The 20,188-nt window shown below is 48.7% G+C and carries 16 protein-coding genes and 1 tRNA gene; 4 read left to right on the top strand and 13 right to left on the bottom strand.

Annotation, left to right across the window (positions count from 1 at the left end):
• The first annotated feature begins 6 nt into the window (after window positions 1–6).
• The gene (locus SPI9445_RS0104630) at window positions 7–3,099 is read left to right on the top strand and encodes a CusA/CzcA family heavy metal efflux RND transporter (protein WP_017303560.1); all 3,093 of its coding nucleotides are present in this window, start codon (window positions 7–9) and stop codon (window positions 3,097–3,099) included.
• A gap of 176 nt (window positions 3,100–3,275) precedes the next feature.
• Here the strand turns inward: SPI9445_RS0104630 and lpxB are convergent, their stop codons facing one another.
• The 7 genes from lpxB to purC all read right to left on the bottom strand — a co-directional run bounded on the left by lpxB (window position 3,276) and on the right by purC (window position 10,189).
• The gene (lpxB, locus tag SPI9445_RS0104625; RefSeq protein ID WP_017303559.1) at window positions 3,276–4,433 is read right to left on the bottom strand and encodes a lipid-A-disaccharide synthase; all 1,158 of its coding nucleotides are present in this window, start codon (window positions 4,431–4,433) and stop codon (window positions 3,276–3,278) included.
• 6 nt (window positions 4,434–4,439) lie between these two features.
• On the bottom strand, window positions 4,440–5,261 hold the full coding sequence (gene lpxA, locus SPI9445_RS0104620) for an acyl-ACP--UDP-N-acetylglucosamine O-acyltransferase (RefSeq protein WP_017303558.1): 822 nt from the start codon (window positions 5,259–5,261) through the stop codon (window positions 4,440–4,442).
• Between the two features lie 96 nt (window positions 5,262–5,357).
• Complete coding sequence (locus tag SPI9445_RS0104615) at window positions 5,358–5,585, bottom strand: hypothetical protein (RefSeq protein ID WP_017303557.1); 228 nt, start codon at window positions 5,583–5,585, stop codon at window positions 5,358–5,360.
• Entirely contained in the window at window positions 5,578–6,090 is a 513-nt protein-coding gene (fabZ, locus tag SPI9445_RS0104610) for a 3-hydroxyacyl-ACP dehydratase FabZ (RefSeq protein WP_017303556.1), read from the bottom strand. The genes SPI9445_RS0104615 and fabZ overlap by 8 nt, the downstream gene beginning before the upstream one ends.
• Window positions 6,091–6,122: 32 nt before the next feature.
• Window positions 6,123–6,950: a UDP-3-O-acyl-N-acetylglucosamine deacetylase gene (gene lpxC / locus SPI9445_RS0104605; protein WP_017303555.1), complete on the bottom strand. Its 828-nt coding sequence runs from the start codon at window positions 6,948–6,950 to the stop codon at window positions 6,123–6,125.
• The gene (locus tag SPI9445_RS0104600; RefSeq protein WP_017303554.1) at window positions 6,950–9,388 is read right to left on the bottom strand and encodes a BamA/TamA family outer membrane protein; all 2,439 of its coding nucleotides are present in this window, start codon (window positions 9,386–9,388) and stop codon (window positions 6,950–6,952) included. Before SPI9445_RS0104600 ends, lpxC begins: the two co-directional genes overlap by 1 nt.
• Window positions 9,389–9,442: 54 nt before the next feature.
• On the bottom strand, window positions 9,443–10,189 hold the full coding sequence (purC, locus tag SPI9445_RS0104595) for a phosphoribosylaminoimidazolesuccinocarboxamide synthase (protein WP_017303553.1): 747 nt from the start codon (window positions 10,187–10,189) through the stop codon (window positions 9,443–9,445).
• A 331-nt stretch (window positions 10,190–10,520) separates the two neighbouring features.
• Between purC and SPI9445_RS0104590 the strand changes: the two genes are divergently transcribed.
• Window positions 10,521–10,802: a DUF7219 family protein gene (locus SPI9445_RS0104590; RefSeq protein ID WP_017303552.1), complete on the top strand. Its 282-nt coding sequence runs from the start codon at window positions 10,521–10,523 to the stop codon at window positions 10,800–10,802.
• A gap of 106 nt (window positions 10,803–10,908) precedes the next feature.
• On the opposite strand, the gene SPI9445_RS0104585 is transcribed toward SPI9445_RS0104590, so the two are convergent.
• The 5 genes from SPI9445_RS0104585 to hisF form a co-directional block, all read right to left on the bottom strand.
• The gene (locus SPI9445_RS0104585; protein WP_017303551.1) at window positions 10,909–12,492 is read right to left on the bottom strand and encodes an ABC transporter substrate-binding protein; all 1,584 of its coding nucleotides are present in this window, start codon (window positions 12,490–12,492) and stop codon (window positions 10,909–10,911) included.
• Window positions 12,493–12,798: 306 nt separating this feature from the next.
• Window positions 12,799–14,283 (bottom strand): methyl-accepting chemotaxis protein, encoded by a 1,485-nt coding sequence (locus tag SPI9445_RS0104580; protein ID WP_017303550.1) that lies wholly within the window; start codon window positions 14,281–14,283, stop codon window positions 12,799–12,801.
• 383 nt (window positions 14,284–14,666) lie between these two features.
• A tRNA-Ala gene (locus SPI9445_RS0104575) sits at window positions 14,667–14,739 on the bottom strand.
• 86 nt (window positions 14,740–14,825) lie between these two features.
• Window positions 14,826–15,032, bottom strand: a complete 207-nt coding sequence (locus SPI9445_RS0104570; protein ID WP_017303549.1) for a hypothetical protein — start codon at window positions 15,030–15,032, stop codon at window positions 14,826–14,828.
• Window positions 15,033–15,141: 109 nt separating this feature from the next.
• Window positions 15,142–15,909 carry an imidazole glycerol phosphate synthase subunit HisF gene (hisF, locus tag SPI9445_RS0104565; protein WP_017303548.1) on the bottom strand — a complete coding sequence of 256 codons (768 nt, stop codon included), beginning with the start codon at window positions 15,907–15,909 and terminating at the stop codon, window positions 15,142–15,144.
• Window positions 15,910–16,037: 128 nt separating this feature from the next.
• Here hisF and SPI9445_RS0104560 point away from each other — a divergent pair, with 128 nt between their 5' ends.
• Window positions 16,038–17,186 (top strand): DUF389 domain-containing protein, encoded by a 1,149-nt coding sequence (locus SPI9445_RS0104560; RefSeq protein ID WP_017303547.1) that lies wholly within the window; start codon window positions 16,038–16,040, stop codon window positions 17,184–17,186.
• A gap of 124 nt (window positions 17,187–17,310) precedes the next feature.
• Here SPI9445_RS0104560 and SPI9445_RS0104555 read toward each other — a convergent pair whose 3' ends face one another.
• Window positions 17,311–18,486 (bottom strand): DNA sulfur modification protein DndB, encoded by a 1,176-nt coding sequence (locus SPI9445_RS0104555; RefSeq protein ID WP_026079527.1) that lies wholly within the window; start codon window positions 18,484–18,486, stop codon window positions 17,311–17,313.
• Window positions 18,487–18,582: 96 nt separating this feature from the next.
• Here SPI9445_RS0104555 and dndC point away from each other — a divergent pair, with 96 nt between their 5' ends.
• Window positions 18,583–20,166 carry a DNA phosphorothioation system sulfurtransferase DndC gene (gene dndC, locus SPI9445_RS0104550; protein ID WP_026079526.1) on the top strand — a complete coding sequence of 528 codons (1,584 nt, stop codon included), beginning with the start codon at window positions 18,583–18,585 and terminating at the stop codon, window positions 20,164–20,166.
• The last annotated feature ends 22 nt before the right edge of the window (window positions 20,167–20,188 follow it).

Here is a 20,188-nt window from a genome sequence, read left to right as displayed (position 1 = left end):
TAGTCGATGTTTAACACCATCCTTAATCAGACCCTAAAAAATTCCATTGCTCAACGATGGTTAATCGTTATCGGGGCGATAGTCATAACCATCTGGGGCTTTTTGAGCATCACGCAAATGCCCTTGGATGTTTTCCCTCCCTTTGCTCCCCCTCAAGTAGATATCCAAACTGAGGCGGTTGGTTTGGCTCCCGAGGAAGTAGAGGCTCAGATTACGGTTCCTATTGAAAGTGCGGTTAATGGCTTACCCAGTGTTACCCTGGTGCGTTCTTCCTCCAAGGTGGGACTCTCTATGGTTCATGTTGTCTTTGACCAGGAGGCTGATATTTACCAAGCGCGGCAGGCTGTAACGGAACGACTGCAACAGGTGATGAGTCAACTTCCCCAAGGGATTCATCCGCCGGAAATTTCCCCCTTAGTCTCTCCTTTGGGAACGATTCTGCAATATGCCTTTACGGTGAATGGTCAGGGAGAAACGTCTCTGATGGATTTACGCCGTTTGGTGGATGTTACCCTCAGAAATCAGATTCTCTCGGTTCCTGGTGTGTCTCAGGTGACTATTTATGGGGGGGATGAACGGGAAGAACAGATTTTGGTCGATCCGCAACTGTTGCGATCGCGTCAAGTCTCCCTTACTGAAGTAACTGAAGCGGCAAGGGAAGCCAATTCCAACGCCCCAGGGGGTTTTCTCGTAGGTGGAGGTCAAGAGTTACTCATCCGAGGCATCGGACAGGTTAACACCCTAGAAGACTTGCAGCAGTCGGTGGTGAAAGTTCAATACGGTGAACCGATTTTGCTGCAAGATGTGGCTGAAGTCAAAACGGGAGCGGCACTTAAACGGGGAGATGCCAGCTTTAACGGACAGGCGGCGGTGGTGTTGATGATTAACAAACAACCCTATATAGACACCCCCACCGTCACCCAAGCCGTGGAAGCGGTGATGAACTCCCTACAGTCTACCTTTCCCCCTGATGTGGAAGTTCAACGCACTTTCCGTCAGTCAAACTTCATTGATTCTGCCATTGGCAACGTTAGCGGCTCCCTGATTCAAGGAATCATCATCGTTTCGGTGATTATGTTGCTCTTTTTAATGAATTGGCGCACGGCCATCATTACCCTGAGTGCTATTCCTTTGTCTCTGCTGATTGGCTTAATGTTGATGAAAGCTGTGGGGTTAGGGATCAATACTATGACCCTGGGCGGCCTAGTGGTGGCGATCGGCTCCGTGGTCGATGATGCCATTGTGGATATGGAAAACTGCTATCGTGGTTTACGGCGGAATCAAACCCAAGAAACCCCAAAACCCCCCTTTCAAGTGGTTTATGACACTTCGGTTCAGGTCCGTTTAGCCGTCATTTTTTCCACGGTTATTATCATCGTCGTCTTTGCCCCCATTTTTAGTTTAACGGGGGTAGAAGGGCGAATTTTCGCCCCCATGGGTTGGGCTTATTTGCTCTCCATTGCGGCCTCTACTTTGGTCGCCATGACCCTTTCTCCCGCCCTCTGTGCCATTTTATTGGCTCATCATAGACTCCCCCAGGAAGGCACTTTTATTTCACGCTTGGCCGAAAGTTGGTATCGCCCTCTGCTCAATTTGTCTCTGAGGACTCCCCAACTGATTTTAGGATTAGCCTTAGCCTCCTTAGTGGCTACTCTAGCCGTTGTGCCTTCCTTGGGACGGGTTTTCCTGCCGGAATTTCAGGAAAAATCCATGGTCAACTCTATGGTTTTATTCCCTGGTGTCTCTTTGGAGATGACCAATCGGGCGGGAATGGCTCTGGCTCAATCCCTACAAGATAATCCCCTTTATGAATGGGTACAAGTCCGCGCTGGACGCGCTCCGGGGGATGCTGATGGGGCGGGGGTGAACATGGCTCATGTGGATGTAGAGTTGAGTGATGTTGCCCTGGAAGACCGAGAGGCTGCTGTTCAGCAACTGCGGGAGAAGTTTCTGCAATTGCCGGGGGTTGCTCCCAATATTGGCGGTTTTATTTCTCACCGCATGGATGAAGTTTTATCGGGGGTCAGAAGTGCGATCGCTGTCAAAATTTTTGGCCCCGATTTAGTCCAGTTGCGTCAAGTCGGGGAACAAGTCCGCGATGCCATCAAACCCATTGCGGGAGTCGTAGACTTACAATTAGAACCTCAATTACCTATCCGCCAAGTTCAAATTCATTATGACCGCTCGGCGGCGGCTGGTTATGGTTTAACTATGGCTGCCATTTCTGAAGTCGTGGCAACCGCCCTCAATGGTCAAGTGGTGTCCCAAGTCCCGGAAAATCAACAACTGATTAATATTATCGTCGGTTTGCCGATCGCCTCACGCAATAATTTAGATGCCATTGGGGCGATTCCCCTCTCTACCCCCACCGGACAAATTATTCCCCTCAGTGCTGTGGCTAGAGTTGAATATGGTATGGGGGCTAATGTGGTGAATCGGGAAAATGTGTCTCGTTTAATTGTCGTATCAGCCAACGTTGCGGAAAGAGACTTAGGCAGTGTGGTGAGTGACATTCAAGCTGCTATCCGCCAAAATGTCCAGTTACCCAATGGCTACTTTATCCAATATGGCGGACAGTTTGAAGCGGAGCAAAAGGCCACCAATAATCTGGTCTGGTATAGCCTCCTGGCCGCGATTATGATTGCCATTTTGATGTTCTTCTCGGTTAAGTCTCTCCCGGCGACTGTGGCGATTATGCTCAATCTTCCCCTGGCCTTGGTGGGTGGTATTGTCTCGATTCTCTTAACGGGGGGGGTAATCTCCATTGCTTCTCTGATCGGGTTTATTACCCTGTTTGGGGTGGCTGTCCGCAATGGTTTGCTGTTGGTGGATAACTACAACCAGAAGTTTGCTCAAGGGATGCTGTTAAAAGAGGTTATTACTCAAGGGTCCCTAGAGCGGTTAAATCCTATCCTGATGACGGCTTTAACTTCTGCTCTGGGAATGTTACCGTTGGCGATCGCACAGGGGGCCGGAAATGAAGTTCTACAACCCCTCGCCATCGTGGTATTAGGAGGATTATTCACCTCTACGGCTTTGACCTTATTAGTAATTCCAGCCTTATATGCCCAGTTTGGCAAGTGGTTAATCTGCCGATAATCTCTGGTTCATTTAGGGCTTTTTGAAAACATCCGGTAATCGGGTATCGGGGAGAGGTGGGGAGGGGGAGCGGGGGAATAGTGGCCAGTGAATAGCCAAAACTCTTGACTATTGCCTTTTCCCGACTCCCTAGGGCGCAAGCATTGCGCCCCTACACCGACTCCCAACTCTCGGACTTATTCCGCAAGCCCTAAAATATTCTCAGCCGCCCGCTCACAAGCCCCCACGTCTCCCAGGGCGGCGGTCATTTCTTGATAGTCTTGCACCACTTTAGCCCGTCGTTGGTCGTTGAGTAAAAAATCTAACGACTCTTCAACAATTCGCTCTGGGGTGGCTTTTTCTTGCAGTAATTCCGGCACAATTTCCCGCATTAATACCAAATTAATGGGGGACATGAAGGGAATAGAAAAGCGGAAAAAGGTTCGCGCCAACCACATCGTAAACCAATGCAGGCGATAAATCACCACTTGGGGAACTTGGAGCAGGGCAATCTCTAAGTTCACGGTACCGGATTTAGTAATGGCGAGATCGGAGGCGGCGATCGCCTCTAACGTCTCATTCTGCAAAACTTTCAAATTTAGGTCATATTTCGCCAAAATTTCGCCGATTTTGCCCTCATAAATATTCAACGAAAGGGGAAGTAAAAATTGCAGATTCGGGATCTTCTCCTGAAGTTGTTGGGCGGCCTCCAACATGGGGGGGAGCAAAAACTTGATTTCTTGCCAACGGGAGGCTGGGAGGAGCGTTACCACTTTTTGCTCTGGCTCAAAACCAAAGCGTTGGCGGGCTTCTTCTCGACTGGGGGCTTGCTGCATCCGGTCTACAATGGGATGTCCGACCCATTGGACCTTCGCCCCCTGTTCTGTGAAAAAGGTGGCCTCTTGGGGAAAGATGGCCAAAATCCGATCCGTTAAGGTGACAATTTCTTGGGTAGAACGGAGAGTCGGCGCCCAGACCCAACTTTGTGGGGCGATGTAGTAAAAAATCGGTAGATGGGGCAGTTGTTTCCGGGCAACACGGGCAAGGGCAATGTTAGGGTCATGGTAATCAATCAAAACCAACACATCCGGGGGCTGTTCTCGGAAGACCTGTCTGGCTCGTTTTTGCGCCTGTAAGGTGGGTAAAACGAAGGGGATGGACTCGAATAACCCAATGGACCCAATTTGAGCCGTATTGGCGATAATCTGGGCTCCGGCTTCGGCCATGCGATCGCCTCCCAAGGCCACAATTTCTAAATCCAAACCGCGACGCTGGGCTTCTTGATGCAGGGCTTCCACTAATAAAGCCCCCTGTAAGTCCCCTGAGACTTCCCCGGTACTAATAAAAATACGCATTTTTTCCTATTCACTCTCCACAGAGTGCCGACCTTTAGACCGCCCCGGAATGGGGCCTCGACGCTTGGCACCTGTGGAGAGGTGGAGAAAACGCCGTAAATGTTGGAGATGTTCGTCATCCCCTAGTAAATCTAGTTGCTCAAGGGCTTCGCTCAAGGGTAAGGAGGAACGATACAGCACCCGGAAGGCTTTCTTGAGTAGGGCAATCTCATCTTTGTTCATGCCCGCTCGTTTCAAACCAATTAAATTAAGCGATCGCACCCGTGAAGGATTCCCCTCAATCAGCATATAGGGCGGTACATCCCGGTCTACTCGACTCATCCCCCCCAACATCGCCAATCGGCCAATATGCACAAATTGATGGATGCCTAACACCCCCCCCACCACAACACGAGACTCTATTTCCACATGACCCGCCAAGGCTACCCCATTGGCAATCACGATATTGTCCCCCAACACACAGTTATGGGCAACATGAACATAGGCCATCAGTAAATTATTATTGCCCAGGAGGGTTTCTTCTCCCTCCTCGGTGGCTCGATTAATCGTGACATATTCCCGGATTTGGTTGCCGTCGCCAATCCGCACGCGACTGGCGGCTCCCTTATACTTTAAGTCTTGGGGTTCCAATCCGATGGCGGCTCCCGGAAAAATCCGATTATCTACGCCGATGTCGGTGGGGCCTTCAATCACCACATGAGCGCCGATGTGGGTATGTGCGCCAATCGTCACCTGTTCCCCAATCACGGCATAGGGACCAACTCGAACGGTAGGATGCAGTTCTGCTTGGGGATGAATAACAGCAGTGGGATGAATTAGTGTTTTCAACGGGACAACTCCGGCAATCTCACGTCACCAATGATTAAGGATTAAGGAGAAATAACAAACTATACAAATTATGAAGACATCTTGACATAAGCGGGGTCAGAAAAGCGGGAAAGGGAGAAAATTTTCTCGCCAAGGATTTTCCTTAACCCCATCCCGTAGGGGCGCAATGCTTGCCACTGGTATCAAGTGAGCGGTCAACGCCCCGGTTTCTGGGAAAAATCTTGGTTTTTGGGTCAAACGAGGTTGAGAAACCGGGTTTTTGAGGTTGACCTGAACACTGAGGAATTCTTGCGCCCCTCGGTCATTCATCAAGGCATTAATCAATCAAGGAGAACATCATCTCGGCTTCCGCACAAAGCTGACCTTCTACTTCAGCCCGACCGTACATTTTCCCAAAACGACCCCCTCGGACGCGCAAGAGTTCCACAGTCATCACTAATTGATCACCGGGAACCACCGGACGGCGAAAACGGACTTTATCCATCCCCGCAAAAACAAATAAGCCCCCCGGATGACTGGGCAGTTGGGTTAATACTACGCCCCCCACCTGAGCCATTGCTTCCACAATCAACACACCGGGCATAATGGGACGATCAGGGAAGTGACCTTGAAAGTGAGGTTCATTAATACTAACGTTCTTAATCCCGATGGCTTGTTTACCGGGGATATACTCAATAATGCGATCCACCAAGGCGAAGGGATAACGATGGGGCAGGAGTTGGCGAATTTCTTCCACTTCGATGGTGGTAGGGATTGGATCTTCAACCGGGGCGGTTTCCACGGGGGGAATGGGGGCCGTTTTCTTTTCTTCGGTGGTTAGGATGGTCATGGGTAATTGTGAATAGGTAAGCAGTAAGGCTTTTAGCCCCCGGCGAGGAGGGCTTTAGCCAGTTGAATATGGAGTTTATGACTTGCCTTATAAGCCAGAATATGAGCTTGGGGAAATAAGCCCAATAAACTTAAGTCTCCCACTAAATCTAAAAGTTTATGACGTGCGGGTTCATTTGCAAATCGTAAGGGGGGATTTAACCAGCCTGTTTCGTCACAAACCAGGGCATTTTCTAAACTCCCCCCTTTAATCAAGCCCGCTTGGCGCAACTGTTCCACCTGATCGGCAAAGCCAAAGGTTCGGGCTGGTGCGATCGCCTCCTCAAACCGTTCTCCTTCTGGACTCCAGCTATACCACTGATTGCCAATAGCCGAGTAAGGGAAATCAATCCCATAGGTTAAGCGCAAACGGGGGGCCGGGAGTGCCGTCACAAAGGCCTCCCCTTCTTGTACCGTAATCGGTCGCTCAACCACCAGGGGGGTGGGGGATTCCGCCTCCGGTAACTCCTGTAATCCCACTTGTGCGATCGCCCTCACCCACTCCTCGGCCGACCCATCCAACAACGGCACCTCCCCCCCATCCATCTCAATCCGCGCCTGATCCACCCCACAACCCGCCAAAGCCGCCAGCAGATGCTCCACCGTCCGCACCTTTGCGCCCCCCTGACCCAACTCCGTCGATAAACTCGTTTGACAGACCGCCCCCACCTGCGCCCGAATCACAGGCATCTCCGGCAGATCCACCCGCACAAAATACCGCCCCCCCTGCTGGGCAGGACAGACCCGCACCCTAATCATTTGACCACTATGCAGACCCACCCCCCCACAGGAGAAAGCCTCTCGAATCGTCCGTTGAACCATTAGAACCGTTCCCCAATCCCAAAATGCAAACGACTATCCCCCTGATCATTAAACCCATAATCCACCCGAATCGGGCCCAGAGGCGATTGAATCCGCACCCCGACCCCATATCCTAAACCACTACCCGGTTTATTGCGCACCCGTGCTGGATTCCCCGGAACAGCCGACCCACTGCCCAAATCCGTCCCATAGTCCACAAACAACGTCCCCCCGACAAAAGACAAAATCGGGAAACGGTACTCCGCCGTCAGTTGCAAATAAGAGCGACCACTGCCCACATTGCCCTCTTCATAACCTCGAACCGAATTCGCCCCCCCAATACTAAAAGCCTCATAGGGCGGTAAATCCCCTAAAACCGTCCCCGCTTGGATATTAAACGCCAAAGTTTGGGGCGCGTCGGGATCCCGGCTTAAATTAAACCAATCCACCGGGATATAGCGGCTATAACTCCCCCGTAACCGATTAAAGAAAATCTGACCCGACCCAATAGGAATCGTTTGATCCATCCCTAAACGAACCAAACTCCCCGAAGTCGGCTGTAAGGGATTATTTCGACGATCATAAATCGCCCCCAACTGCAACGCCACAATCGTATCCCGACCACTAGGAGAAAACGACAACAAATTCCCCAAACTATCCACCGGGCTGATATCCGCATTACCATCTTGAATGGAAACCGCCTGATATTGAAACCCCGCCGAAAGCGTCCAATCCGCCCGACTAAAGGGATCCGGAGCCAAAGGACGGACAAAATTCACCCCGCCCCCCGTCCGTACCACCCGAGGGCGGTCATTATTCGGTAAACGAATTTCGGGATCTCCCCCATCAAAAATCAAGGAAATCGTCCGCCGACGGAACGCATTCACCGTGTAAGACGTGCGATAGGGATCCCCCGCAATCCACGGATCCGTAAAGGCCACATCAAACAAGAACTCCCGCGTCCCAATTTGCAACTCCGCCGTTAAATCCTGATTATTCCCCCCCACATTGCGCTGTTGATAACTCCCCGTGCCGAAGAAACCACTAGCAGAGCTAATCCCCACCCCGGCCGCCACAGACCCGGTATTCCCTTCCTGCACTTCCACATTAACAATCACCTTGCTGGGATCAGTCCCCGGCTCAAAATTCAGGCGGGCATCTTGGAATAATCCCAAGCCAAACACACGCTGTAAATCCGCCTGCGCCATATCACGCTGGAAAATCCCCCCAGCGGCCATCTGCATCTCCCGAGTGACAATAAAGGGACGAGTCCGGCCGCTCACCTCTTCCCCTTCTTCATTCAGGAATCGAACTTGAACATCTTCAATCACCCCCTCGGCCACCTGCAACGTCACCACCCCATCGCGAGACACTTGGGGACTGCCCAACACCTGAGCCAAATCATAACCATTGCTTTGATACCACTGATTCAGGGCGATAACATTTTCCTGTAAAGTGCGCAGATTCAGGGTTTCCCCATACTGACCGCCAAAAATCTCATCAATCACCTCTGGGGGAACCGCTCGCTGTTCGGCCCCTTCGGGGAGAGTTTGTAACACCACTTGCCGCAACACCGGATTCACTTCCACCTGAAAGGTAATCCGCACCCCTAGGGGCGTATCTTCGGGAACTTGGGTCACATTAGCAAAAAACCCCGTCGCAAAAACCGCGTTCACATCTTCTTGCAGTTGGGAACGGGTGGTCGTCCGGCCGGGCTGGGTGCGAATGGCGTTATAAACCACATCTTCCAGTTCAGGGGTGAGGTTATCCCCAGCCACTACTACTTCCGCCACTAATACCCTCGGTTCTCCTTCCGCAGGAGGGGCGGCCGGGGGCGGTTGGTCGAGGGGGGATTGAGCGAGATCCAAGGCCGTCGCAATCAGGGGGGGAATAATGGTCTCCGGTTGCACTTCGCCCGCAACTAAGGTTTCCCCACTGTCCTCATTTAGGGATATCTCCCCTTCTAGATTCTCGTCCTCTAACCCCGTCGGGACATCAGGATGATGGGCTTCAGCCTCCACCATTTGGGCGATTTCCTCACTATCTACCCTCTCCAAACTATCTGGGACTGAGGGCTTGGGATTCCCCGGATTTACCTCCAGTAGAGAGGCCGGAATCGGCAGGGTAGCGGCGGCGACCCAGAGGGGGGTTTCTAGGGACTCCTGAGTAAGCAACTGAGAAGACAGAAGCTCATTCCAGATGCCTACAGACGGCTCTGGAGTTCCCCAGTTGGACGTTTCACGGCCGGAGAACTCCTGTAAACCATCGGGAGGCGAGGCTACGGAGACAAGGGAAGACCAATCTAAGGACTCTAGAGCAAGCGTTGAGGGACTATCAGCTTGGGTCAGGGAATCTGGATTCCCCTCGCTCCAAGTGGCGACTTCTCCCAAGGCAGTACGCGCTAAACCCAAAGTGGTTGACGTTGTGAGAAAAACGACTAAAAGAGGAGATAAGCGCATATTTTTAAATGTTTTCAGCACTTCCACACACCAACTAACGTGATTTTGCAAGATTTACGGACGATTGGCTTGAACCGCCGTTAGCACCCGTTCCTGAATCTGTTGATAGGCCGCTTCAACTTGCCCGAGATCGTGACGGAATCGATCTTTATCCATCACTCGTTTATTGGGGTCAGTTTCCTGTTGATCCCATAAACGACAAGTATCTGGGCTGATTTCATCGGCCAGTAACAATTGATCGGTAGAATCGAGTCCAAACTCTAGTTTGAAGTCAACTAGCTGAATTCGGCAACCCTCAAAGAACTGAGTTAAGTGTTGATTAACTTGTAACGCTTTGTCAATCAATTGTTGCACCTGGTCTGGAGTGGCTAGTTCCATCACTTGTAGACGTTCTAATGTGAGCAAAGGATCCCCGAGTTCATCTTTCTTATAATAAAATTCCACTAAGGGGCTGGGTAGGATTTTACCGAGGGGGAGTCCGGTTTGTTTACACAAGCTTCCGGCGGCGATGTTACGGACGACGACTTCTAGGGGGAGAATTTTCACCGCCCGCACCCGCATTTCATTGGGGGTGGGTTGGTCGATATAGTGGGTGGCAATGCCTTTGTGTTCTAGGTACTGGAAGAGGGCGGCGGAAACGGTGCAGTTGATTTCTCCTTTGCCGAGGATTTGCCCCCGTTTTTGGGCATTAAAGGCGGTGGCATCGTCTTTGAAGTAGGAGATCAGGATGTTCGGGTCATCGGTGGGATAGAGGATTTTAGCTTTCCCTTCGTACAGTTTTTCGTTAGGGGCTTGAGACATAGTTTTTCCTCTTAGGTTGACGGGAATGGAAACGTTTCGCTTCATGTTGGCGAGCGTCCAGGATTGGACTGGCGAGAAAAAAGGACAATGATACACTGAGATTAACACAAGCTTTATCTGTCCTGACCTCAAGCGTCGTAACTCAGTGTGTCCCAGAATAGGGAACGGGGAACGGGGAACAGGGGGGTCGGGAAAATCCGGTTGTGTCCCAGAATAGGGAATAGGGGGGTATGGGGAAGGGAATCAGGGAAACAGAATCAACTGGGAGTTTGTCGATACAATAAGTTAAGTCGTGCTAAATGTTCCCCAATGGTCTGCAAGTGGTAGCGTAATGTCTAATTCCCATCCTCCCAATCCCTCGAATCCGGATCAACCAACAAATAAACAGCAGTTTTTATATCCTCGGAGTTCCTATCATGGCAAGTTCACGCCGGAACGGTTAGTTTTTAATGCGAATTTACAGGAGTTTGCCCAACGGGTGAATTTTATTTGCAATCTAGAAACGGCGGGCAAGATTTCGACGGAGGAGGCCTATCAACGCATTAAGGATTTATGGAAGGAACTGCGGCAAAGTAAGCGGGAGTTGGGTATTGGGGATGGGGAGAATTCCTGAGTGGTGCGAAGTAGGATGTAGAAGAATTGAGGAGTCGGCCTATTCGATCATCAAATCTCTTGGGTCTGAAACCCCGTCTTTTGAAGCATCCAAAAGAATGAATGACCTAAAACCCAAACTGCTCTACTTGCCGAGTTAAATATTCCGTGGGATTCGTTGGGTCGAAACGGTCATATTTCAAATCCTCATGACGCATAATCAACGTCGGGGGGTTTTGACCTAACTGCTTGCTCAACTGACGCGCTAAAGCGGTCATAAACACCTCATCGGCGAGATCCTCATGGTCAATATTGGGATCTGCTAAAAACCCCCAGCGTTTAAATTGAGTCGTCATCCAATAGGAAAAACTTTTCCAAGGATAGGGATCAAAATCAATGCGATTGGGAACATTGCGTCGATTTCCTAAACCGTCCTCAAATTGCCCCGTAAACACACTTTCTAAAGCCGTCAGGGAAACATTTAAGTATTCTGCCCCCGCTACGGCTTGGGCGGCTTCACGGCGATTTTGGGACTGTCTGGCGTAGTAGGCACTTTCAATAATGGCTTTATTCACCGCTCGGAAGGTGCTGGGATATTGGTCAATCCAGGCTTTCGAGGCGGTAAATGAACAACAGGGATGGCCTGTCCATAATTCCTGACTCAACAGGTGAATAAAGCCCAGATTTTGATCGACGGCTAATTGATTAAACGGTTCTGCCACTAACATGGCATCAATGGAGCCGTTGCGTAATTCTTCCAGTGCTGCCATAGGGGAGGCTACCACAATTTCTACCTCCCGATCCGGATGAACTCCTCCGGTGGCTAAATAGTAGCGGAGGAGGAGATTGTGCATGGAGTAAATGTAGGGAACAGCAATGCGAAAACCGTTAAAGTCGGCGGGTCCGGTAATGCGTTCTCGATGACGGAGGGCGACGACAATGGCGTTGCCGTTGTTATTTTCAATACTAGCCAAGCGGATCGCCGTCGCCGGAGAACCTAATCCCAAGGACATGGCGAGGGGCATGGGGGATAACATATGGTAGGCGTCCAATTCTCCCGCGATCGCAGCATCTCGCAAGTCAGGCCAACTATTCATCTTGACTAATTCCACCGTTAGCCCGTGTTTCTCATAAAACCCCAAGGGTTGAGCCATTAAAATGGGGGTTGCACAAGCAATAGGCAGAAAGGCAATTTTTAAATGAGTCTTTTCTAAGCGGCGCTGGGCTAAACTCTCCTCATCCTCTGGTAGCATCGCCTCCCCACAATTGGCTAACGTGACTAACATTGCCCCAATTAGCAGGTTTTGGATAAACTGGCGGCGACTGAGGGGATAACGCTGTTGGCTATCTTGCGCCAACTGGGTCGCCTGCTCCCCAAAAGCCGCCCGAAAAGCGCTATCAAAGCCCCCCGCTTGGCGGATTAATTCTTGCACCCAGAGGGCTGTTTCGGGGTCATTTCCGGCGATTTTCTCCACTAACAGGGCTTGGCGCATTTCCTCTTCTATCTGGTCTTGAGCCGTCTTAAAGAGGGAGGGGGACTGTAATCCTAATTTGACCTGTTCTTCTAGCCAGTCCACGGGATTGGTAGGACAATCCATCCAGAAGGGGTGATGATCTCGCCAAGTCTGGGAAACTGAATCGAGGCTTAAATGGGTTTTGCCACAACGGGGACAGAGGGCAGGGGGTGTTAGGGTCGGGGTGAGATTTTTCATGGTAGGGCTTACTGAATAAGTTGGGGAGCAGGGGGGCAGGGGAGAGGGGGAGAAGGGGAGAATTGATAATTAGGGCTTGCTGAATAAGTCCGAGGGTTGGGGAATCGGGAGTCGGGAATCGGGAGTCGGGAGTCGGGAGTCGGGAGTCGGGAATAGGCAATCGTGCCAGTTTTAGATGATCTGTTCCCTGTTAAGAGTTCCCTGTTCCCTTGTTGAGCCTAGCATAGGCGTGTTATTCAGCAGACCCCAATTAGTCCCTATTCCCTATTACAGAGCAGGGGGCTGGAGAAGCTGAACAAATCTCTATTAAACCAAGGCTTTGAGGTTTTCTAGGGCAAGGTTGAGAAAGTCTACACCACTGCGAACTTGGGTCACACTGGCGGCATTATTTTGAGCGGCCTGGGTGATTTCGTTCATGACCTGTAACATTTGCTCCATTGCCGCGACCTGTTGTTTGGCATTTAAGGCTAACATCTGATTGTTATTCACTACACTTTCCACGGCATCTGCTACCCCCCCAAAGGCCTGGGCCATTTCTTGACTAATGATGACCCCTTCTTTAACGGTTTCGGTTCCCGCTTCTGTGGCTTGGGCGGTGCTAGTAATTTCGAGGCGAATTTCCCCGATTAAATCGCTAATATTCCGGGCGGAGGTCTTGCTTTCATCGGCTAGGCGACGGATTTCTGTGGCGACTATGCCGAAACCTCGACCCTGTTCTCCTGCCCGGGCGGCTTCTACGGCGGCGTTGAGGGCGAGCATATTGGTTTGAGCGGCCAGTTCCCCTACTAATTGACTAATGGTTTCAATGCGGGACGATTTTTCTCGCAGTCGTTCGGTTTGGTCGCGAATTTCGTCTACTTTGTTTTCTAAAATTTGCATTCGCTCTAGGGTACGCTGGACGGCGAGTTTCCCGTTTTCTGAGAGGTCAAGGGCATGACTGGCATCAACGGCGGAATGGGCGGCCTGTTCTTCGGCTTTACGGAAGGAGGCATTGAGTTCATCAAAGGTAATGCTGGCATGGCTGACGGCGGCGACTTGTTGGGAGGTGTTCCGTTCTTGTTGTTCCATGGTGGCGGCAATTTCTAGGGAGGATTGGGTGATGGCGCTGGCTTCTTGGGTGAGGTGGTGACTTACGGCTGAGGCAATACTCACTCCTGAGATAAAGGCAATTCCCCCGGATAAACAGGTAATGCTAAAGACTAAGAAGGTTAAAAATTGCAGGGCGGCTTGTTGTTGTTGACGTTCTTGGGCGAGTTGGGCTTGTTCGTAGGCTTCAAAGGTGCTGACTAATTCGCTCAGATTTTGGGTGATGGCTTGGACTTGCCCCTGTTGCCAGATTTGTTGGGATTTGCTGCGGTTGTTCAGTTGAACGTAGGAGATCAGACGGCGATAGAGTTCGTTCATGCGATCGCCGACTTCGATAATTTCATTTAAGGTCTGGCGTTGTTGAGGATTGTCGATTAAATAGCGAATAATTTCCGATTGCTCATAAAATCGACTATCCCATTCTTCATAAATCGCCAATTCTGCACTTTTTTCGCCCATTAAGTAACCTCTTGCCGCTTTTTCCATTGCAGAGATACTAAAGGCAAGGTCTTTGACTTGATTAATATGTTCGTGTAACTGGGTGACTTGTTGGGTTTGCTGCTCTACTTGTCGCACTCCCTGCACATAAACCACAAGGGCGGTCACACCAGATAAGACAATGGGAACAGAATAACCGACTAGAATCGTGTTGCGTAGCTTGAGCTTCTTGAGCAGAAACGTTAAGGAAGACAGGTTAATAAGCATACAGTCAATCCAGAGAACTGTTCGGTTTGAGTTGGTCTGGGGAAAGAAGTTTGCGAGTCTTAGCCGCTTAGATCAAAAAGATATTTCTTCGAGAGGGAGAAGTTCTTCGGGAGTATTCGCTTTCCTTGATGCACGCTGATTTTCTGGGCCGATGAGGGAACATCATGACCTGCTGCCTCTGGGAAAACTCTAAGGGCAAATTCAAGAATTTTCCCGTTTTTACAGATTAACTACAGCTTTTTTCGATACTCCCCGATGCAAAGGGGCGGAGATTCTCCGTTCTACGGGAGTCCAAGGACTTTACCCTCACTGAGCTTCTTTCGTTGTCAGGATGGGTTGCGCTTTAGCGCCTTGGGCGCACAAGGAAACGCGAAAAATCGAAATGGAGCTAAGGAGATTCGAACTCCTGACCCCTGCAATGCCATTGCAGTGCTCTACCAACTGAGCTATAACCCCGTTCAGTGCATTATTGATAATAGCCAAAATAAAAAGCTTTTGTCAAGCGATTACTCAAAATTTTTTCCAAAGTTTCTTAACGTGCTTTAATAATAGCCCATCCCCCCGGCTTGGGTGAGGTAGGTGAGGCAGTGGTTCATCATGAAGTAAACTACGAGCAAACCCGCAGCACATAAGGAAACTAGCGTTCCTGCTAGCATGAGAGAAAATTCCTGTTGATCAACAGCTTCCTGCATCAGGTGGAGGGACCAGGCCACCAGTGCAACGTCAAAGATTAGAATAGGAATCAACATATTTTACGTTTTGTAAACTTTTCTCTATTCTAGTATACAAAATCTGAGAGATTGGGTCATCTCCCAGAAACTTTCGCTTCTTTTAAGAAATGGGTCTAAGCCTAAATACTTAGCGGCGCATAGGGATTTGATGGTCAATTAGGTAGTTTTTAATTTCTGAGATCGTCAATTGGCCGTAATGGAGTAGGGAAGCGAGTAGTGCGGCTTCTGCTTTCCCTTCTGTGACGGCCTCATAAATGTGGTGGGTATTGCCAGCCCCTCCCGAGGCAATGACGGGAATTTCTACGGACTCGGCAATAGTGCGCGTCAGTTCGAGATCATAACCGGCTTGAGTCCCGTCAGCATCCATACTTGTGACCAACAATTCTCCGGCTCCGCGTTGTTCGACTTCTTTGGCCCAGGCGATCGCATCAATCCCGGTATTTTCTCGTCCCCCGCGCACATACACATCCCAGCCTGACTGGTTTTCGCCCTTCCGTCGTCGGGCATCAATGGCGACCACAATACACTGATTCCCAAACCGATCGGCGGCTTGATTAATAAAATCGGGATTACGCACGGCGGCGGAGTTGATACTCACTTTATCCGCCCCAGCCCGTAACAAATTTTTAATATTTTCTAAGGAATTAATCCCACCGCCCACAGTGAGGGGAATAAATACCTGTTCGGCCGTGCGATAGACTACATCCACCATAGTATCTCGGTCTTCATGGGTGGCGGTAATATCCAAAAACACTAACTCATCGGCCCCTGCGTCATTATAAGCCCGGGCTAACTCGACGGGATCTCCGGCATCCTGAAGATTGACAAAATTAATCCCCTTGACCACACGCCCTGCATTCACATCTAAACAAGGTAAAATCCGTTTCGCCAGCATAATAATTTCCCTACAATGTTCTATAACAGTCTCACATAAGGAGGGTGTGGGGAATAGGGCAATAGGTCATAACTAAAGCTCTTGCGTCTTCCCAACTCCCGATTCCCTATCCCGATCTATAGGCCGATATGCGTTTATCCCTGAGTCCCTACTTGCGTTTTTTGCGTCGTTTGATTCCCCAAGCGGTGACTGAGGAACGTTTAAATATTTTCCAGAGTGAATTAGCGTCAGAGGCCAGTTGGACGACGAATTATGTCGTATTGACGATTAGTTCCTGTGCGATCGCCACTTTTGGTCTTCTCAGTAACAGTGCGGCCGTGATCATTGGGGCGATGTTGATTGCTCCCCTCATGTTACCCCTGCGAGGATTAGCCTTTTCTGCCCTAGAGGGGGATGTTCCCCTGTTTCGCAAATCGGTTATTGCGATTGTGGGAGGAACTCTACTGGCCATTCTCCTTTCGTGGTTTCTGGGGTCAATTGTTCCGATTGCGGGGTTTGGTTCGGAATTCCAAGCCCGGGTTAGACCGGATATTGTAGACTTAGGCATTGCTTTAGCGGCTGGGGGAATTAGCGGTTTTGCCAAGGTGCGTAAGGGGGTGAGCGATGCGGTGGCCGGAACGGCGATCGCTGTTGCCCTAATGCCCCCGTTATGTGTTGTCGGTTTAGCCCTATCTGCCGGACTTGGGGATGCGGCAATGGGGGCGTTCTTACTCTATGCGACCAACCTATTGGGCATTACCCTAGCCTGTATGTTGGTGTTTATCGTCGCTGGATATGCTCAAGTGAGTCATTCCATCACCTGGGCGATTTTGTCGGCCCTGTTGTTAGTCATTCCTTTGGGAACTAATTTCCTTGAATTGGTGCAGAAGTCCCGCTTAGAAACAGTAGTGCGGACGTTATTGTTGCGTCAAACCATCACCATTGGGCAAGAAGATGTCACCCTCATTGATACTCGCATTGATTGGTCTAGGAGAGTGCCAATCGTCTATTTAACGGTACAATCGGCCATAGAGATTACACCCAAGCAGGTGATGGAGGTGGAACAGTTTGTGAGTCAACAAGTGGGTCGAGAATTGAAGTTTGTTCTTTTTGTCAGTCAGGGGAAAACCGTAACGGCTGATGGGGTTAACTTGAATATGACAATTCCCCTACAAGTTGATCGTCTGTTTATGCGGGAGTTGCGCCCTTCTCCTGAAGCTAATCCGGTTCCTTCTCCCATTCCCCCAGATTTAGATAGTATTCAAAAACCCCCCAAAGAGAATCAAGAGAATCCATGAGGGTGGTCTAAAATGATTGATCAAGAAGTGATGGCAAAGTCAAGGGAACTGGCGAATCAATACCGGATATTGTCAGGTTATTGCAATTTATAAAAATAACTTGACTTTTGGAATGGGTTGCTATCTATTGCCAGCCTAATGCAGCCTTTGCCTGATTCGTAGCAATTCTAATAGCATTAATACCAGTCGTAATCTTATAAGGTTTTTGTGGATTCTTAGTATCTGTTAACACAACATTATCCTTCCAAAGATAACTACTTCTTGACCAGTCCAGATCAGCTATCTTGGATACCTTTTCAGAGTCAAAATGGCACTCTTCTACATCTTTGTTATAAGCACAATACAGAAGTTTACCTAATATTTCTAAACCAACACTTCTACCTAATAGGCAATTATCAATAAAATCAGCTACTTCATTAACCGTCAAATCTTCTGGACTAATTTCATAAATTTTCCTTGTATCTTTACACTCATAGAAAAACTGATTTAGAGCATCGATTAAACTTTGTGATGCCGAGTCAAAATCTAGATTAAGCAAATCTTTATTAGGGTCATTTGTAAAAGCACACGAAACCAGTTTAGCAATATAATTACTTGTGAAAATTAGCCGCTTTTTAGCCGACGCTGAACCCTGTATTTTCTCGGTTTTTCCTGTAAAAATTGGCACAGATTTAATGAGATTTTTTGTAATCCCAATAGTCCCCTCGAACTCACCAAAAGATAAAAGCAAAGACTTTTGCAAGGATTTAGTCTGTGCCATATCTCTAAAGTCTGTTTGACATTGATTTAAGTCTTTTTCCAAAACGAGAGTAATGGGAAAGTCATTATTAGCGATTAATTCCCCATTAGAACTTTCAATAAGATCATGAACGGCACGCTTCCGGTGTTGACCATCAGTAATATCTAACTTGACCCCACGTGGTATTACAACAAAACACAATCCCCGTCCTAAAGGATATAATTGAACTTTTTCTGGATCAACGTTAGCGGTTAATGTTCCTAAAATCCAAGGCTTATCCCGTTTGACTCTTTTCAATACATAATTCTTAACCTCATCCGCATGACCTTTGACTTCTGGACGATTTTTCCCAGAATCCGGATCATTATTCTTGGAAGGCTTTGCCTGAAGGAGGGTAGGCAAGTCATCAGCGCGCACATTGATCTGAACCATGTCTCGTTTCCCTTGATGGAATAGAAGACCTAGGAAGCACCTGTGACGATGGTATTTTGAAAAATACGGCTCTAGAATATCGTCTAGCCTTACAATGGGTTCTGAATCAAATTGGATATCGTCTGACATGACTAGGTTGGTGTTGTGTAAATCATCACCATGATACAGCATAAGTCGGTCGATATATATAGATCGCTTGTATTTTAGTCTTTGGGGCAATCAATAATGACACCTGTTCAGACATCCCTGTTTCCGCCACGTGGCGTTACAGAGTTTCTCGATGACATTAAATTTTTATCCGAAGAAATTCAAGAGTTCTATCTTCTTGATCAAATTCCTTGGGTTATTGGTTATAGTGGTGGTAAAGATTCAACAGCATTGTTACAGCTTGTTTGGTATGCAATCGCAGATTTGCCAATAGAGAAACGAATCAAACATATTGACGTTATTACCACTGATACAAGAGTGGAGAACCCAATAGTTTCAGCCTGGGTGCGTAAGTCGTTAGCCCAAATTGAATTAGCGGCTAAAGAGCAAAATATGCCAATTTCTGCTAACCTTTTGCAGCCACCACCAGAAACGACTTACTGGAGTGCATTAATTGGAAAAGGTTATCCTGCTCCTCGTCAAAAGTTTAGATGGTGTACTGGTAGACTAAAAATTGATCCATCGAACAATTTCATAAGAGATGTAGTTCGTAAAAATGGCGAAACTGTTTTACTACTAGGGACTCGTAAAACGGAAAGTGCTAACCGTGCTGCAATTATGAAGAAACGAGAAGAGACTAGATTCCAAGAGCGTTTATGTCCTAATCCCAGCTTGCCAAATTCAAAACTTTATACTCCCATTGAAGCATGGAGAACTGATGAGGTCTGGTTATATCTAATGCAATGGGAAAACCCTTGGGGACATAGTAATAAAGATTTATTTGAAATGTATCGAGGTTCAACCGCAGATAATGAATGTCCTTTAGTTGTTGATACATCTACTCCTAGTTGTGGAAATTCCCGCTTTGGTTGTTGGGTTTGTACCTTAGTTGATAGTGACAAATCGTTATCAGCCATGATAAAAAATGATCATGAAAAAGAATGGCTACAACCTTTAATTGACTTTCGCTTAGAACTCGATATCCGAAACGACCGAGATAAAAGGGACTTTCGGCGCTTACATGGACGAGTGGAACTATTTGAGCGGAATGTTAACGGTGAAATATCGGTCGAACCAATTCCGGGGCCTTATACCAAATATTGGCGAGAACATTGGCTGCGACGAGTCCTACAAGCACAAGAAACTATCCGAAATACTGCCCCTGATGATATGAAAGACATCACCTTAATCACAACGGAAGAATTGAGCGAAATTCGACGGATTTGGGTCGAAGAAAAGTACGAATTTGATGATAGTGTCCCCCGCATTTATAAAGAAGTCACAGGAAAAACTTTTGTAGATCCTCGCCCGGGTGCTGATGAACATAGTATCCTCGGCCCCGACGAATGGGCAACTCTCGCGGATATCTGTGGGGAAGATGCCATGCACCTTGAACTGATGAGCAAACTACTAGGAACTGAACGAAAATATTACACAAAAGCGCGTAGGTCAGGCATCCTAGGCGACCTTGAAAAATGCTTTGAAACCTCTTCCCGTTCTAAGGAAGAGGCCATCCAACACGCTCATTATAAATGGGATATTAAACAAGCGATTGAAGCAGAAGATATGACTAAACTAAAAGACACCCTCGCCCGCGCTGAGGCCATCCCCCCTCGTAATAACTGGGCTGACGTAAAATTTGGGTCTTCTGAGAAGAATTAGGGCTTTGTGAAAGTCTGGGAGT

The sequence above is a fragment of the Spirulina subsalsa PCC 9445 genome (genome assembly GCF_000314005.1).
Classification (GTDB): domain Bacteria; phylum Cyanobacteriota; class Cyanobacteriia; order Cyanobacteriales; family Spirulinaceae; genus Spirulina_A; species Spirulina_A subsalsa.
This window is presented reverse-complemented; position numbering and strand designations above follow the sequence as displayed.

What these genes read in the sequence shown, in the direction of transcription:
- lpxB (WP_017303559.1), bottom strand. Translation starts at nt 4,433, where the DNA reads ATGCGTATTTTTATTAGTACCGGGGAAGTCTCAGGGGACTTACAGGGG.
- fabZ (WP_017303556.1), bottom strand. Translation starts at nt 6,090, where the DNA reads ATGACCATCCTAACCACCGAAGAAAAGAAAACGGCCCCCATTCCCCCC.
- SPI9445_RS0104585 (WP_017303551.1), bottom strand. Translation starts at nt 12,492, where the DNA reads ATGAAAAATCTCACCCCGACCCTAACACCCCCTGCCCTCTGTCCCCGT.
- dndC (WP_026079526.1), top strand. Translation starts at nt 18,583, where the DNA reads ATGACACCTGTTCAGACATCCCTGTTTCCGCCACGTGGCGTTACAGAG.
- SPI9445_RS0104560 (WP_017303547.1), top strand. Translation starts at nt 16,038, where the DNA reads ATGCGTTTATCCCTGAGTCCCTACTTGCGTTTTTTGCGTCGTTTGATT.
- hisF (WP_017303548.1), bottom strand. Translation starts at nt 15,909, where the DNA reads ATGCTGGCGAAACGGATTTTACCTTGTTTAGATGTGAATGCAGGGCGT.
- lpxC (WP_017303555.1), bottom strand. Translation starts at nt 6,950, where the DNA reads ATGGTTCAACGGACGATTCGAGAGGCTTTCTCCTGTGGGGGGGTGGGT.
- SPI9445_RS0104600 (WP_017303554.1), bottom strand. Translation starts at nt 9,388, where the DNA reads ATGCGCTTATCTCCTCTTTTAGTCGTTTTTCTCACAACGTCAACCACT.
- SPI9445_RS0104555 (WP_026079527.1), bottom strand. Translation starts at nt 18,486, where the DNA reads ATGTCAGACGATATCCAATTTGATTCAGAACCCATTGTAAGGCTAGAC.
- SPI9445_RS0104570 (WP_017303549.1), bottom strand. Translation starts at nt 15,032, where the DNA reads ATGTTGATTCCTATTCTAATCTTTGACGTTGCACTGGTGGCCTGGTCC.
- purC (WP_017303553.1), bottom strand. Translation starts at nt 10,189, where the DNA reads ATGTCTCAAGCCCCTAACGAAAAACTGTACGAAGGGAAAGCTAAAATC.
- SPI9445_RS0104590 (WP_017303552.1), top strand. Translation starts at nt 10,521, where the DNA reads ATGTCTAATTCCCATCCTCCCAATCCCTCGAATCCGGATCAACCAACA.
- SPI9445_RS0104580 (WP_017303550.1), bottom strand. Translation starts at nt 14,283, where the DNA reads ATGCTTATTAACCTGTCTTCCTTAACGTTTCTGCTCAAGAAGCTCAAG.
- SPI9445_RS0104630 (WP_017303560.1), top strand. Translation starts at nt 7, where the DNA reads ATGTTTAACACCATCCTTAATCAGACCCTAAAAAATTCCATTGCTCAA.